This is a genomic window from Blautia sp. 210820-DFI.6.14 (genome assembly GCF_020558815.1).
Classification (GTDB): domain Bacteria; phylum Bacillota; class Clostridia; order Lachnospirales; family Lachnospiraceae; genus Blautia_A; species Blautia_A obeum.
Genome location: NZ_JAJCKS010000001.1, coordinates 196,429 through 211,897 on the forward strand (window position 1 = coordinate 196,429; position 15,469 = coordinate 211,897).

14 protein-coding genes are annotated in these 15,469 nt (G+C 39.8%); 4 read left to right on the forward strand and 10 right to left on the reverse strand.

What is annotated here, in order from left to right:
- Positions 1 to 52 precede the first annotated feature (52 nt).
- The 3 genes from LI112_RS00895 to LI112_RS00905 form a co-directional block, all read right to left on the reverse strand.
- Entirely contained in the window at positions 53 to 439 is a 387-nt protein-coding gene (locus LI112_RS00895) for a VOC family protein (RefSeq protein WP_118012290.1), read from the reverse strand.
- A 12-nt stretch (positions 440 to 451) separates the two neighbouring features.
- Positions 452 to 1,564, reverse strand: coding sequence for an ROK family transcriptional regulator (locus LI112_RS00900; RefSeq protein WP_227190093.1), 1,113 nt, complete (start codon positions 1,562 to 1,564; stop codon positions 452 to 454).
- A gap of 275 nt (positions 1,565 to 1,839) precedes the next feature.
- Positions 1,840 to 2,886, reverse strand: coding sequence for an NAD(P)-dependent alcohol dehydrogenase (locus LI112_RS00905; protein ID WP_227190094.1), 1,047 nt, complete (start codon positions 2,884 to 2,886; stop codon positions 1,840 to 1,842).
- A gap of 284 nt (positions 2,887 to 3,170) precedes the next feature.
- On the opposite strand from LI112_RS00905, the gene LI112_RS00910 reads away from it, so the two are divergent.
- From LI112_RS00910 to LI112_RS00925, 4 genes are read left to right on the forward strand one after another with little or no spacing between them, the layout of a single operon-like run.
- Entirely contained in the window at positions 3,171 to 4,691 is a 1,521-nt protein-coding gene (locus LI112_RS00910; protein WP_227190095.1) for a sugar ABC transporter ATP-binding protein, read from the forward strand.
- Positions 4,688 to 5,650 carry an ABC transporter permease gene (locus tag LI112_RS00915; RefSeq protein WP_138344283.1) on the forward strand — a complete coding sequence of 321 codons (963 nt, stop codon included), beginning with the start codon at positions 4,688 to 4,690 and terminating at the stop codon, positions 5,648 to 5,650. The genes LI112_RS00910 and LI112_RS00915 overlap by 4 nt, the downstream gene beginning before the upstream one ends.
- Before the next feature lie 59 nt (positions 5,651 to 5,709).
- Entirely contained in the window at positions 5,710 to 6,834 is a 1,125-nt protein-coding gene (locus tag LI112_RS00920; protein ID WP_138344282.1) for a sugar ABC transporter substrate-binding protein, read from the forward strand.
- 24 nt (positions 6,835 to 6,858) lie between these two features.
- Entirely contained in the window at positions 6,859 to 7,641 is a 783-nt protein-coding gene (locus LI112_RS00925; protein WP_022389166.1) for an SDR family oxidoreductase, read from the forward strand.
- 114 nt (positions 7,642 to 7,755) lie between these two features.
- Here the strand turns inward: LI112_RS00925 and LI112_RS00930 are convergent, their stop codons facing one another.
- The 7 genes from LI112_RS00930 to LI112_RS00960 form a co-directional block, all read right to left on the reverse strand.
- Complete coding sequence (locus LI112_RS00930; RefSeq protein WP_227190096.1) at positions 7,756 to 8,364, reverse strand: SIS domain-containing protein; 609 nt, start codon at positions 8,362 to 8,364, stop codon at positions 7,756 to 7,758.
- Between the two features lie 13 nt (positions 8,365 to 8,377).
- Complete coding sequence (locus LI112_RS00935; protein WP_227190097.1) at positions 8,378 to 9,355, reverse strand: ROK family protein; 978 nt, start codon at positions 9,353 to 9,355, stop codon at positions 8,378 to 8,380.
- 3 nt (positions 9,356 to 9,358) lie between these two features.
- The gene (locus LI112_RS00940) at positions 9,359 to 10,882 is read right to left on the reverse strand and encodes a hypothetical protein (RefSeq protein WP_129795477.1); all 1,524 of its coding nucleotides are present in this window, start codon (positions 10,880 to 10,882) and stop codon (positions 9,359 to 9,361) included.
- Positions 10,882 to 11,925, reverse strand: a complete 1,044-nt coding sequence (locus LI112_RS00945; RefSeq protein ID WP_005427984.1) for a sensor histidine kinase — start codon at positions 11,923 to 11,925, stop codon at positions 10,882 to 10,884. The genes LI112_RS00940 and LI112_RS00945 overlap by 1 nt, the downstream gene beginning before the upstream one ends.
- A 61-nt stretch (positions 11,926 to 11,986) precedes the next feature.
- Entirely contained in the window at positions 11,987 to 13,576 is a 1,590-nt protein-coding gene (locus tag LI112_RS00950) for a response regulator (protein ID WP_005427987.1), read from the reverse strand.
- Positions 13,577 to 13,644: 68 nt separating this feature from the next.
- Complete coding sequence (locus LI112_RS00955) at positions 13,645 to 14,337, reverse strand: D-lyxose/D-mannose family sugar isomerase (RefSeq protein WP_044926224.1); 693 nt, start codon at positions 14,335 to 14,337, stop codon at positions 13,645 to 13,647.
- A 99-nt stretch (positions 14,338 to 14,436) separates the two neighbouring features.
- Entirely contained in the window at positions 14,437 to 15,450 is a 1,014-nt protein-coding gene (locus tag LI112_RS00960) for an ABC transporter substrate-binding protein (RefSeq protein WP_005427990.1), read from the reverse strand.
- Positions 15,451 to 15,469: the final 19 nt, after the last annotated feature.

The following is a 15,469-nucleotide window of genomic DNA, read 5'->3' on the forward strand; positions in this document are numbered from 1 at the left end:
TTATAACCTTAATCAGCCCTGATATCAATCTTTATCAGGGCTGATGATTACTTTATTTTATATGCTGAGCAAATTCAAGTCTTTCCAAATTTGGTCCTTGCGCTATAAAGAATTTTACTCCTTTTTCCCAGAACGGAAGGAATGTGATTTCTGTCAGAATCTTGATCTGTAGTCCGGTAATAAATTTATATGCTTCTTCAATATCAACAACATCAAATGCAATATGGTCCACTGCACCGTCACACAATGCTGCTTCTTTATTTTCATATGTTTCCAAAATCAGATCCCTGAGCTTCAAAAATACAACTCTCACATCTCCATCTTTTGTTTCATGTGCTACCTCAAATCCAATTTTTTTATAAAACTCAACAGTTTTATCCATATCATTAGTTGGAATACCAATATGCTGTAATCCCTTAAAATTTTCTGCCCATTCCATAATTGTACCTCCTTAGATTTCTTCAATAAATTTATCTACAAAATACAGTGCTGCACCTACAGCTGATGACTCGTGTTTGAAGAAACATGGTTTAATAAAGCTTCCATCTGTAACAAATGTACATCTTTGAGAAACAAGATGTCTTAATTCATCCAGATATTTTTCTATATATCCACCAACATAACCGCCCAGAACCACATCACAGTCAAGAATGTTATATATATTGTTAATCATCACTGCAAGATACTGCATATATTTGTTCCATTCATCAACGTATTTTTTGTCACCTGTATCAACAAGTTCGAAAAATTTACCCAAATCACCATCCGTGAGGTTTGAAAGATTCTGTGCATTACAATATACGTCTGCACATCCTTTTCGTCCGCAGTAACACTGCTTTCCGTTGATTTCCAATGTCATGTGACCAAACTCACCACCATGCATCCTGTCACCATAGTAGATCTCGTTGTTCATCAGAACAGCTCCACCAACACTGTTGCTGAGAGAAAGATAGATCATATTTTTTACCATTTTTGCATGCCAAAGTTCAGCATATCCACCAGCATTGGCATCATTCATCATAACATATGGAAAATCAATATAATCTTTCAGATCTTCATAAAGATTGGTAGCCGCTATAATTGATGAATAAGTTACTGTCTTTCCGTCTTCCGCTATAATTGCTGGTATGCTGACCCCAACTCCAAGAATAGAAGTTGCCCCTACCATTCCTTTTTCCATTACATGAGATATCAGTTTTGCAATTTCTCTGTAATATATATCACTTTCCTCAAATCTGAATCTTAACCGTACCGAATATACAATTTCACCATATAAATTAATCAGTACTCCGCTGATATGATTCTTGGTTATATCTATTCCAATTGCAAATCTGGCATCTGCATTAAATCCAATCGCCTTGGCTTTTCGTCCCCCAGTTGAATCAAATGTGCCATTTATACAAATAAGTTCTTTATCAAACAGTTCTGAAAGATTTTGAGTTACTGTGGGCATACTAAGCCCTAATCGTTTCGAAATCTCTGCTTTTGAAATTTTCTTTTCTTCATAAATAACACGAAGGACATTCTTTCTGTTTTTTTGTTTAATTTCAATTGCACTCGCCAAATTCTTCTTCTCCTTAGGTAATATTTTATTACTGTCCCTTTACGCACGTATAAGATTATTATATCAAATCACATACATATCAACAAGTTTAGCGTATTTAAAATTACCAATATATTATTATTTTATGCCAATATCTTGTCTTATGTGTCTAGAATCTAATAATACTATTTTAAGAAAAATTTCGAATACAAAATTTACAAAAAAATATTTCAGATAACACAAGGCAGGCCTTTCAGCCTGCCATGCACAATTACATTAATTGGCTCAATATATATTCAGCTGATTTTTACTACAGATTTGACAATATCCGCTTTCTCATTTACACTTTTATCCATTGCATTCTGAATATCATCTAACTCAAAAATATTAGTAACGATTCCTTTCAGATTTACCTTTCCCTCAGCTACTGCCTGAATTGCCAATGGATAAATATGACGATAACGGAATACTGATTTAATAGTAATTTCTTTATCGCAGATCAAACTTGTTGGTAGATTCATATCACCAGATGCACTGTATCCAACCAGTACCTGTGTTCCACCTTTAACGAGAGCTTCCATTCCCTGTTTTACACAGATTTCTGTGCCGGAAGTATCAATAGCAAGATCAACACCTCTTCCATTAGTAAGTTTCAGCAATTCTTCTACCGTATTTTTTTCTCTTCCATTGATTACACCGGTAGCGCCCAATTCTATAGCTTTATCAAGTCGCATCTGCATGATGTCAACCACATAAACCTTATCAACACCTAATGCCTTTAACGCCATCATAGTAACAAGGCCAATACATCCAGAACCTGTAACTACTGCAGTCTGTCCCATTGCAGCTCCGCCTTGTTTTGCAGCATGGAAACCAACTGCCAGAGGCTCAATTAATGCTCCTTCCATAGTATCTACATTATCTGGAAGTTTAAAGCAAAGACCAGCCTCATGTGCTACATACTCCTGGAACACACCATCAACAGGCGGTGTTGCAAAGAAAATAACATCCGGACAGAGATTGTATCTTCCAGTTTTACAGAATTCACAATGTCCACATGTTTTGCCCGGCTCAAGCGCAACTCTGTCACCAACTTTGAGATGCTTCACATCTTTACCAACCTCAACGACTGTTCCACCAGGCTCATGACCTAACACAAAAGGAGGTTCTACTATATAATCACCAATTCTTCCGTGTTCATAATAATGTAGATCGGAACCACAAATTCCTACATATTCAAGTTTTACTAATACTTCATCATCCTTAGGTGTTGGGATTGGTCTCTCAGTAAAGCCCATCTTTCCAACGCCTTCCATAACAGCAACTTTCATTTTACCTTCCATAATCATTTTACCTCCATATTATTTTATGTATCTTTTGCAAATTACTTTTCTTAAAGTACTATCATAATACATCAGCAAGGATTATAAGTCAACAGGTATGCTCATCAAAATATATCGGCATTTTTTGTGCTATTTTCACAAAATTGATTGTTAAACTTTTAATTTATTGACTTTTCATTCAGTCAGTCTTATAATTCAATTCATACAAAACTTTTACAAACAGTTTTTATAAAACTATTTTACAATTCAATATTATTAAAATCACAGAAAACGGAGGTGTATTGATGAGTAGTACACAAACAGTATTAGAACTGCAGCATATCTCCAAAAGTTTTCCAGGTGTCAAAGCCTTAGATGATGTAAACTTCTCGTTAAAAGAAGGAACAGTTCATGTTTTATGCGGAGAAAATGGTGCTGGAAAATCCACTCTAATGAAAATCATCGATGGCATTTACCAAGCAGATGAGGGTGATTTATTTCTGAATGGAAAAAAAGTAGAAATCAAAAGTCCTATTCATGCAAAGGCAAATGGCATTGCAATGATTTTCCAGGAATTATCATATGTGCCAGATATGACATTAGAAGAAAATCTGTGTCTCGGTAACTGGCCACGAAAAAACTGTAAAATAGACTGGAAATCAGTTCGTAAAAAAACAAAGGATCTACTTGCCCAGGAAGGACTTCCTTATTCACCTGATGTCAAATTAAGAAGCCTGAGTGTCTCAGATATTCAGATGATCGAGATTCTTAAAGCAGTCTGCTATGATGCAAAAATCATTATCATGGACGAACCAACATCCGCAATCACGACCAAAGAAGTGGCTGTTCTTTTCAAGAAAATAGCTGAACTGAAAGCACGCGGAACAAGCATTATTTATATTTCTCATAAAATGGAAGAAATATTTCAGATTGCTGATGAAATTACTGTTTTCAGAGATGGTAAATCAGTAATCACAAAAGATGTCAAAGACTGGACAATGGATCAGGTTGTAGAATGCATGGTCGGACGTAAGATTGAAAATCAATATCCTAAGGAAGACATTCCTATAGGTGAGGAAATTCTCAAGGTAGAAAATCTTACTCAACCAGGAATCTTCAACAATATAAACTTTAATGTACATGCCGGAGAAATCATCGGATTTGCTGGTTTGATGGGTGCCGGTCGTACAGAAATCATGCGATCCGTATTTGGTCTGGATCCTTACTCTTCTGGTACTATCACTATCAAAGGAAAAGAAGTTGTTATTAAAAATGTTCGACAAGCCATCAAGAATGGACTTGCAATGTTAACTGAAGATCGGCGCCGAACTGGAATTGTTCCTATATTAAGTGTCAAATATAACACTACTCTTGCTTCGATGAATAAAATCATCTATGGAGGACGCCTTCATTCAGATGTCGAAACCAAAATTTCTTCAGATGCATGTAAAAGCATGAATGTAAAAACGCCAAATCTTGATACTAAAATAGCCAATCTAAGTGGTGGTAATCAGCAAAAAGTCATTCTTGCTAAATGGCTTCTCTGTGATCCTGATATTCTGATCACAGATGAACCTACCAGAGGTATTGACGTAGGTGCCAAAAGAGAAATCTATGAATTAATGAATTCATTTGCTTCCAAGGGAAAAGGTATCATCATGATTTCATCTGAATTGCCTGAACTGATCGGTATTTGTGACAGAATTTACGTTGTCAGCGAAGGTCGTATTGCCGGTATGCTATCACGTTCTGAATTTTCTCAGGAATCTATTATGCAGCTGGCAGTATCAAATATGGAACACACAGAGGAGGTAGCATCCAAATGACAGAAAATAAATTTGATTATCGCAAAATATTATCCAAATATAGCATTGTGCTTGTTTTAATCGTAATAATGATTGCATGTACTTTCGCTAACAGTAGTTTCTTAACCGCAAACAATCTGATCAATGTCTGTAGACAGCAGTCAGTAATCATTATTCTTGCTTTTGGTGAGATGATTTTGATTATATGTGGTCAGCTAGACTTATCCTGCGGTTCCGTAATTGCACTTGCCGGTGTATTATCAGTCATGACTTACAAATCCACACAGAGTATGGCGCTTGCTTTTATCGTGGCAATTGTTGTATCTGTTGCAGTTAACTTCCTTAATGGATTAATGGTTACTAAATTTATGACACCTGCTTTTATTGCAACACTTGCCACTCAGACAATGGCCAGAGGTGCGGCACTGTACATTACAAATGGTCAAAATATTTACGAAATTGGCAATTATACTATTGTTGGTCAAGGTTCTATCGGTGTAATACCAATTCCTGTTATCTTCATGTTCTGCATTTTTATTCTGATGGCATATATGATGCGTCATACATGTTGGGGACGTTCCACTTATGCAGTAGGTGGTAATGCAGAAGCTGCTAATGCAGCCGGTATCAATACGAAAATGGTTACCATGAAAGCATATCTTTTCAATGGTATATTGGTTGGTATTGCAGCAGTTCTGTTCATGTCACGTGTAAACGGCGGTCTCCCTGCAGGTGCTTCCGGATATGAGATGGATGGTCTTACAGCAACAATCGTAGGCGGAACAAGCTTTACAGGCGGCATCGGTACTCCATGGGGTACTGTAATCGGTGCTTTTGTTGTTGGTTTCCTTGGTAACGTTATGAACCTTATGTCAATCGACTCTTATATCCAGCAGATTGTAAAAGGTGCAATCATTGCATTCGCAGTTATCTGGGATATTACTTCAAAATCTCGTCAGACATACAAAAAAGGAAAATAATTTGTTCTTAAAGGAACACTTTATAAAAAAGAAAATAATTTAAAACAGGAGGTAGCAAAATGAAAAAACGAATCGCAAAGGTGTTATGTGCAGCAGTATTGGGTGGGTCTCTTGCAGTAACAGCATTTCCAGGTGTCGCAATGGCCGCTGAAAAAGACGGTGGATTTAAGGTAGCTTATATTACCCGAAATCAGTCTGATCCGTTTGCAGCAGAACTGGTAAACCAGTTCACCAAACAGGCCGAAGACTACGCTGACACATTTACACTGGATACATTCGATTCCCAGGCTGACAGTGAAAAAGAAAACTCTATTATTGAAGACTGTATCACAAAAAAATATGACTGTATCATCGTACAGCCTAATGATGGTAATCTTCAACAACCTTACTGTCAGAAAGTATTAGATGCCGGTATTTTCTGCATTACTACAAACGCAGCAATTCGTGAACTTGAAGGCGGATCATGGGTTGACGGTGATCCTTATGCTCAGGGTGAAGCAATTGCAAAACTTGCAGCAGAAGCAGTTCCAGAAGGCGGTACTGTAGGTATTCTTAACTGTATGCCTGGTAACTTCCACACCACATCACGTTACAACGCGATTAAAGATGAATTTATAGATAAACGAGATGATGTTAAAATTATCGGTGATTACATGGAAGAAGAAGCAACAGAAGCAGCTGCCATGGCTACAATGGAAGACTGGGCTACATCTTACGGACGCATTGATTGTATGCTGACGACAGCCGATCTTCTCGGAAACGGTGCTTATGAAGCAGTAAAAGATGATGATACGTATGATGGAATGCTTGTTTATTCTGTAGACTGTCTTGCTAAAACTGTTCTCGAAATCAAGGATGGTGTTTATACTGCGGCAGTATACCAGAATCCACCGGCACTTGCAGCAGCTAATCTAAAAGCAGCTTACGACCTTCTGACCGGTGCAGAAACAGTTGTCAATACATCTGTAGATTCTCTTCTCTGCACATCTGATAACGTAGATCAGTTTATCCAGATGTACATTGACCAGGGACAGATTACAGAAGACGAAGCCAAATCTCACGGATATGAAGCTGGCAGTGCAAAATCTATTCTTGATGAGCAGTCTGATGACTCAGAAAGCGAGGAAACAACAGAAGAATCAACTGATAATTCCGCAGAAGATGCTGAGGAAGAATCTGAATAAATAAAAACAGCGAGGTATTGACTCATGAAAAACAATTATTTACAAGATTTATTTTCACTTGAAGGCAAAGTTGCACTTGTAACAGGTGGTGGACGTGGTATCGGGCAGGTAATCTGCCGCGAGCTTGCTCGTTGCGGAGCTGATATTGCTATCTTTTCCCGTTCCGGTGCCGGAGAAACAGTAAAACTGATTGAATCTGAAGGCGGAAAAGCTCTTGATATCATTGCCGATGCCACAGACGAATCCAGTGTACGAAAAGGCATGGAAAAGATTATGGAAGTCTATGGACGACTTGATATTGTTGTCAATAATGCAGGTGTCTGCTACCATAAAGACGCTTTTGAGGCAACTGTTGAAGAATGGAGAGAATGTCTGGACATTAACCTTACCGGTGAATATATCGTATGCCGCGAAGCAGCTCGTGTTATGATTGAAAATAACTTCAAAGGAAGTATGGTTAACATTGCATCCATGTCCGGACACATTGTAAATGTTCCTCAGTGCCAGGCAGCATATAATGCATCCAAAGCAGGCGTTATCCACATGACCAAGAGTCTTGCAATTGAATGGATTGACAAAAATATTCGTGTTAATTCTGTCAGCCCGGGATATGTCGCAACTCCAATGTCTGTAGATCCTGACTTCGTTGAACCAGAACTTATGGCAGCATGGCAGCCAATGTTCCCGATGCATCGCATGGCTAAACCTGAAGAACTCTGTGGTGCAATTATCTGGCTCTGCAGTGAATCTGCCGGATACACAACCGGTGCTGATATCCTTATCGACGGAGCTTACACTGTTCTTTAATTTCTTTAATAAACATAATAAAAAAGGCGCAACCCACAGATTATTCTCTGTCAGTTGTGCCTTTTTGCATGTAAACAAATTATACTATTATCTAATAAAACATTTTAAATCCTTTTACTCAAAAAACCTCTCTTCCAGCATTGCACACAGTGCATGATACACAGGGAGGTGCAGTTCCTGAATATCCGCTGTACAGCTTCCCGGAACGCAGATACAAGTATCTGCTGCTTCTTTAAGCTTACCGCCTTTCGGTCCCGTAAGACCGATCGTCTTCATATTTTTAGCCTGTGCCACTTTTACCGCATGCAAAACATTTCCTGAATTACCGGATGTTGTGATTGCAAGCAGCACATCATTTTCATTGCCATATCCATAAACCTGCTGTGCAAAAACCATATCCGGTGCTACGTCATTGAGAAATGCAGTGGATAATGCCGCGTGACCTGCCAGGGAAATTGCCGGGAGTGCTCCCTGAAGATGATCCGCAAGATTTTCTCCCAGTTTCTCTCTCATATCCGCTGGAACCGGGCGCTGCTTCTTAAATCCCTTCATCAGCTCACCGACGATATGATCACTGTCCGCAGCACTTCCGCCATTTCCACAGATCAAAAGTTTGCCGCCATTTCTGAAAGATTCTTCCAGCACCTGATATGTCTCTGTAATAGCTTCACGACATCCCACGAGCTGAGGATATCTTTTCATAAGTCTTTCTAATTCATTCATTATATTACCCTTTCTATTTTTTCTGATATGCACGGAGGCCCACAGAAACAGCCGCATAATCACCAAGTTTTTCTCCTAATCCTGCCGGAAGCACTTCCACCACTGACAGAGATTGCTCAAGCGACTCTTTATTCAGTATTTTTTCCATTCGCGGTCTTAAAAGCTTCTCCTGTCTCAGGAAGATACTACCAATCACAATCTTTTCAGGATTCAAAAGATCTACCAGTATTGCCAGTCCCTGCCCCAATCTGTCCGCAACAATATCATATATCTTCAGTGCCAGAGGATCCCCTTTTTCGGCAGCCTCTGCTATAGTTCTGGCATTAACTTTAAATAGTTCTCCTTTACTTTGACAAAATGAAGGAATTTCCTCACGGTCGAGGGCTTCCTCAGCCATCACCTGACCCAGCTGTGCAATTCCGCCACCACTGCAAAATCCCTCAAAAGACCCTGCCTTGCCATAGCCTACCGGTCCATCCTCTGCCAGACGTATATGTCCTGCTTCTCCCGCCATACCATTGGTACCACTGTATAATTCACCATTCAGAATCAGTCCTGCTCCAAGGCCGGTACCAAATGTAAGGAAAATCATATTTCTGCATCCTTTTCCGGCGCCAAGCTGCCACTCTGCCAGTGCACATGCGTTTGCATCATTCTGCAGCATGATCGGCACATCTCCAAACTTTGCCTTTAGCGGTGTAAAAAGATCTGTATGATCCCAGTGCGGAAGGTTTGGCGGACATAAGATCAGTCCCTTCTCTTCGTCCAACGGACCGCCACAGGAAATTCCGATGGAAACAAGCTCCCAGTCCGGATGATCATTCAGTTTTTCTGCAATCTCATCCACAAACGACTGCACCATCTCATCCGGATGTGGTTCATCCGTAGGTCTTTTTTCCTTTGACAAAAACTCTACCTCATCCCCGTTCATATGGATAAAGGAAACCGCACATTTGGTTCCTCCGATATCAATTCCCGCAATTACTTCCATTCCTTATAGTTCCTCCTTGCTGTTCTTCAACTCGTCAAAAAAGCCCACCCACGGCAGAGACATTGGAAGTTCTGCAAACTGGCTGTATGTAAACTCTTTTGTTACCATTTTGCCGTCCACACGGCTGATTCGTATTACCCTGTCCGCAATTGTCAGTGAATCCGACATATTCATCGCCAGGATCACAATAGAAATCCCTCTCTCAAGAAGAAGTGTCTGTAATTCCCACACCTGCATCCTGTGTGGTGTACCGGCATGTTTAAACGGTTGTACCATAAATACCACTTCAGGTTTTTCCAGAAGAATTCGCATATAAATTACTCTGGTCTTCTGTTCATCACTCAGTTCATTTATATAACAGTCAAAGATATCTTCCCCGAAAATACGATAATACTCTTCCTGGACAGATTTCTGGATTCTCTTCTTAAGCCAGATGTTCGGTGCTTTTCTATCAAGACCTATGCAAATATTATCCCGTACTGTCAGGTCATCAAAAAGCATCGTCTGGGTTGCCTCTTCTTTCATAAATGCGATTTTTCTTGTCCGGTAATCTGATACTTTTTTACCCTCGACAAGCATGTCAACATCTTTGAACCCGCCTTCCTTTTCCAGTATCTCCAAAAATTCATTATACATCCTGGTATCCAGACTCTGAATTACCAGGCATTCGCCTTTATAGACACTGAATTGAAAGTGCTCCAGGTATTTACCTGACATATCACGTACATAAAGAACTTCTTTCCGTGACTCCGCTGTAGGAACATTTCCACGTGCTCTGTACAGAAGACGCTGGCTTACATGATTATAATAATCAATATAATTATCTTCACTGATCCCTTTTTTTATCTGTTCTTTATCAAATATCAGATTAATACTTCCCTCCGACATCAGAATTGCTCTGGTACATACCTGCTGTATTTCCTCAAAGTGATACGATACATAAAGGAAAGTAAATCCTTTACCTGTGTAATACCGCATGGTGTCAAACAGTTTTTCAAGCTCATCTTCACTGATAACAGTGCTGATCTCCCGGATAATGATAAGATGATATCCTGCTACGATAGCTCGAAGAAGCTCTACCATAACTCTTTTATAGGCAGAAAGCTTTTCCACAGACATAAATGGATCAATAGAAACTCCAAGTTCATCAATAAATGGCTGCAGCTGCATAGCCAGCATTTTTTCATTCAATATTTCCTGTCCAAATCCTGTACGAAGAGTGAATACATTGGTCAGAACATCAAGACCATTAACCAGCGAAGTCTCACTGTCAATCAGGCATATTCTGTTGCGACTGTGCTTCTCCTCTTTCCATGAGTTTACGCACTTATCCTGATAATAAACATATCCGTAATACAATGGAAGGTTATTAACAATCACATCCAGGAGCTCATCCATCCCATAGGAATTCATCGGAATAATCCCCATGATATCACCCTTCAGTATATTAAAAGTCATATTTCGAAAAATAATCGTATTCTGTTTTTTGTATGTAACATCCTGCAAACGAAGAATTTCTTTTTTCATTATTTATCCTTCTTTTTCAGTTCATTTTCATTATAAATGACCGGAATGGATAATTCCACACTGGTTCCCATATTTTCAAGCGAATATACATGCATTCCATATTCCTCTCCAAAAATAAGATGAATACGATTGTTTACATTGACAAGTGCCACGCCGCCTTTTTCCGGCTGCGTATAATTCTTTACCTCTTCTTCCTTGGAACCCAGTTTTGCATTCAGTTTATCCAGTGTCTCACGATTCATTCCAACGCCATCATCCGAAACTTTGATCAGAAGACGAGATTTCGTTCTGGATATGGAAATCGTAACTTTTCCCTCATCCAGTTTGAGCTCGATTCCATGAATGATACTGTTCTCAAGAATCGGCTGCAAAGTCAGCTTCGGGATCATGCAGTGAAGAATGTCATCCCAGTCTTCTTCATCCTGTTCGATTTCCAGATGGATTCTGCTGCCAAAACGATACTGCTGAATCTTAAAATACGTTGCACAGTTTTCCAGTTCTTCTTCAACTGTAACAAGATTCTCTACCTTACTGATGGTATAACGGAAGAAGATTGCAAGTGCTTCTGTCATATCTGCCAGATTATCAAGTCCTGCCATGATCGCCTCACTACGAATCCCTTCCAATGTATTATAAAGGAAATGTGGATTGATCTGGTTCTGCAGTGCCCTGTACTGTGCCTGCCGCTTCGACATATCCAATGTTCTCGTTGCCGTAACGATCTTGTTCATATGACGTGCCATACGTTCAAATTCCGGTGAAATGGCAACCTCTACATCGGTCAGATCTGCCAGCGATATATAGCCATCTGAAAAACGCTGCACCTGATTGGTCAGCCTTCTGTATGGTTTCCAAATCCACAGATATGTAAATCCCACTAACAGTAATGGAAGAAAAATCATAGCTATCTTCCAGAATCCCTCTGGAAAGATCCACTCCCTGTCCAGACACAGAACAAGCAGAAAAGAGAGAATGCAAACCACAACAAAAGATATTTTCAGCCTTGCATCCAGATATCGGAATTTTTCTTTATATTTCTTCATGTTATCACCATCTCAGTCATTCCAAATATTTCAGTCATCCTGATCCATCCAGATCATTTCATCATCCATACAGTTTCCTGTATACCGCGGGCTTCACACCGACATTTTTTTCAAAAAGCCTCGTAAAATGCTTCGGATCATTATAGCCAACCTTTCTGCATATGTCTGCAACCGACAATGTAGATTCTCGCAAAAGATCCTTTGCACCTTCAATCCTTTCGTTGATCAGATATTTGGCAAATCCAATCTCTGTTTCCTTCTTAAACATCACGCTGAAATATGCCGGAGTCAGTCCTACATAATCACTGACTTCTTCCAGGGTGATCTGCTCCTGATAATGATTGTGGATATACTGCTTCGCCAGTCGTACCGGTCTCACAGAATCCTCTTCACGAAGTGCGATCATCTGGTTTACTTTGGTGAGCATGAAATCAAGCAGACAGGTAAACAATGCATTTACAGTTACACAATTATCACATTTGTTATCAAATTCCTTCTGAAGTTCCGCCTTATCCGGTACATCAAGCCGCATGATAAAAATGCTTCCACACTGCCTTATCATTTCAAGGATCTCCCAGCCATGAACCCCCGGTGTTTCCATTGTTTCATTATATATAACATTTATCGTATTTCTGATTTCTTCTACATCCAGTGTCTGGAGCGCACTTCCCAGATTTCTGGTGAATTTATCCACCAGTTTTTTCTCATAGAGAACACCATTGGAAGCATCCGCCTCCAGCATCTTGCTGTTTCCCTCAAGTAATCGTTCAGCAAGTGAACGATTTGCAATCACAAAAGAACCCTTAATGTTCTCTGCCTCTTTAACAGAGGAACCAAGGCCCAGTGAAAGCTGTGTTTTTCCAAGATAATCGTTTCTTGCAAGCATCTGATTAAAGCAGCTGCGCACTATCTTACGGATTTTCTCACTGTTTCTGGCAGGATAATTCATAAGTCCGTAGAGATATTCCCCTTCAATAGCCGTTACAAAATCATAACATTCTTTGGTGATCTCTCTTTGCAGGATTTCTTCCATCTTATGCCAGATCAGTTCTATGGTATCCTCTTTGCTGTCGTTTCCTTCAGCATCCTGCTTGATCGCAAGGACCTGATACAGCCCCGGCTGTACATTCAGATAATATTTCTCTCGCAGAATATCTTCCGACAGTCCAAGAGATCTGTCATGACACAGATCATGAAGGAGCATATTTCTGAGCTTGATAAGTTCTTCCCGCCGTTCATTCTGGATATCCTGAAACGCCATATCTGTTCTTCTCTCAGTTTCTATCTGATGTACCATTTTGGCCAGTGATTCATTGAGTGCATCTTTGTTGATCGGCTTCAGGAGATAGTCACTCACTCCCTGTTTCAGTGCATTCTGGGCATACTCAAAATTCGCATAACCACTGATGATCATAATTTTTATATCCGGTGATATTTCCCGAACTTTCTCGATCAGTTCCAGTCCGTTTAGGCCCGGCATTCTGATATCTGTGATTAAAATATCTGTTTTTTCTTTACGAATAAGTTCCAGTGCCTGGATTCCATTTGCAGCAGTACCAACCACCTTAATTCCAAGTTCTTCCCAATTGCCAAGTGCCACGATCAGTCTGCATACACGTTCTTCGTCATCTGCTACTACGAGTTTGACCATAACTACCTCTTTCTGCCATATATTAAATAACGCCGGAATATACTTCCGGCGTCATCTCACAAACATTCTTATTTTTCTGAAGCTTCCGGATATTCGTTGCAGAGCAGACGATATGGTGGCTCATCCTCTTCGATCTCAGGAAATCTTCCTGCTGGTGGATTAAAGCGGTTATCAATATTGTCGTCATTACACTGGCTTACTTCACCAATCAGTACAGGGCCTGTTCCTGGTTCTACTTCAAAGTCATGATACATTCCCTGCATGATCGTAATGCTCATACCTGGTTCCAGTTTTACCTGTGTACCAGCCGGAACGACCTGAACTTCTCCATCGATATGTACGGTAACATCGCCTTCTTTATCGATTTCTTCATCCGGAAGGGAATTATATACACGGATCAGAATATTTCCGCCGCCTCTGTTGATGATGTCTTCCATCTTATACCAGTGGAAATGATTCAGCGCATACTGTCCTTCTTTCAGATAAAGGAATTTCTCTGCATACGGTTTCTTATATTTATCTTTCATTTTAATATTTCCGTTACGAATAGTAAACAGGGAAAATCCATATTTATCAAAATCTCCCATGCCATAGTCGGTAATATCCCATCCAAGCATGTTATCACGGATCTCATCAAATTCATGGCCTTTTGTTTTCCATTCTTCCGGTGTGAAATTTGCAAATTTCGGAAGATAATACTGATGATCTGCAATCATTTTTTCCAGTTCTTTTAAAGCTTTGTTAATTTCTGATCTTTTCATGTCCTCTGTCTCCTTATTAAGTCTCATTAATCCTGAAACAGGCCGTCGGAAAAAACCGACGGCCTATATTCACTTATTACATATAATCAGGTCTGATAATTATTCAGCTGCTTCTTCTGTTTCTTCAGCATCATCAGCTTCTTCTGTGTCAGCTGCTTCTTCTGTTTCTTCAGCACCGTCTTCTGCAAGAGCTTCTTTTGTAAGTACGGATACACCTGTATCTGTTACTTCGCCGCCAAGATCTTCGCCATTGAGAGCTTTGATGCAAGCCTGAACACCAAGTTTACCCATCTGATCCGGGTTCTGAGCCATTGTGCATACAAGATATCCATCTTCGATAAGACCTTTCAGTGTATCAGATTTATCAAAACCAACACCGACAATTTCGTCGCTTCCGGATGCTTTGATTGCATTACCAGTACCAGTAGCAGCACCTTCGTTTGCACCAAAGATACCTACAACACCTTCTGTGATATAGTTCTCAGCTATTGTCTGAGCTTTTGCAGCATCACCTTCACAGTACTGTGTTTCAAGAAGTTCATAATCTGTTCCTTCAAGAGCTTCTCTGAATCCTTCTTCACGCTGGATAGTAGAATTTGTGGAAGTATTAATATTTACGATACCGATGCTTCCATCTTTAATTCCTTTGTCTTCCAGAGCTTTGATCATTTCTTCACCAGCTGTTTTACCAGCAGCTTTGTTATCTGTGGAGAATGTAGCTTCTGCTTCTACGTTTGCAGGAGAATCAACATAAACAATCTTGATTCCTGCATCAACTGCTTCCTGAAGAGCACCGGAAACTGCATCTTCACTATTAGCTGCTACAAGGATAGCATCATATCCACCAGCTACTGCATTGTTGATACATTCGATCTGTTTTGCATCGTCTTTTACGTCCGGTGCCATGAAGTCAACGGTAACACCATCAGCTTTTGCTTCTTCCTCTGCACCCTCTTTCAGAGATACCCAATGCTGGTCTACAGAGTCCATTGTGATAAGTGCAATTTTGTAATCTCCGTCAGCCTTAACTGTCTCATCTGCTAATACTGGTGTTGCTGCGAGGCATCCGATCATAGATGCACAACATACTGCTGCTAAAATTTTTTTCTTCATGGTAAAAACCTCCCTTAAT

Coding starts and splice junctions, on each gene's coding strand:
- LI112_RS00895 (WP_118012290.1), bottom strand. CDS start 439: ATGGAATGGGCAGAAAATTTTAAGGGATTACAGCATATTGGTATTCCA.
- LI112_RS00905 (WP_227190094.1), bottom strand. CDS start 2,886: ATGGAAGGTAAAATGAAAGTTGCTGTTATGGAAGGCGTTGGAAAGATG.
- LI112_RS00910 (WP_227190095.1), top strand. CDS start 3,171: ATGAGTAGTACACAAACAGTATTAGAACTGCAGCATATCTCCAAAAGT.
- LI112_RS00915 (WP_138344283.1), top strand. CDS start 4,688: ATGACAGAAAATAAATTTGATTATCGCAAAATATTATCCAAATATAGC.
- LI112_RS00920 (WP_138344282.1), top strand. CDS start 5,710: ATGAAAAAACGAATCGCAAAGGTGTTATGTGCAGCAGTATTGGGTGGG.
- LI112_RS00925 (WP_022389166.1), top strand. CDS start 6,859: ATGAAAAACAATTATTTACAAGATTTATTTTCACTTGAAGGCAAAGTT.
- LI112_RS00930 (WP_227190096.1), bottom strand. CDS start 8,364: ATGAATGAATTAGAAAGACTTATGAAAAGATATCCTCAGCTCGTGGGA.
- LI112_RS00935 (WP_227190097.1), bottom strand. CDS start 9,355: ATGGAAGTAATTGCGGGAATTGATATCGGAGGAACCAAATGTGCGGTT.
- LI112_RS00940 (WP_129795477.1), bottom strand. CDS start 10,882: ATGAAAAAAGAAATTCTTCGTTTGCAGGATGTTACATACAAAAAACAG.
- LI112_RS00945 (WP_005427984.1), bottom strand. CDS start 11,925: ATGAAGAAATATAAAGAAAAATTCCGATATCTGGATGCAAGGCTGAAA.
- LI112_RS00950 (WP_005427987.1), bottom strand. CDS start 13,576: ATGGTCAAACTCGTAGTAGCAGATGACGAAGAACGTGTATGCAGACTG.
- LI112_RS00955 (WP_044926224.1), bottom strand. CDS start 14,337: ATGAAAAGATCAGAAATTAACAAAGCTTTAAAAGAACTGGAAAAAATG.
- LI112_RS00960 (WP_005427990.1), bottom strand. CDS start 15,450: ATGAAGAAAAAAATTTTAGCAGCAGTATGTTGTGCATCTATGATCGGA.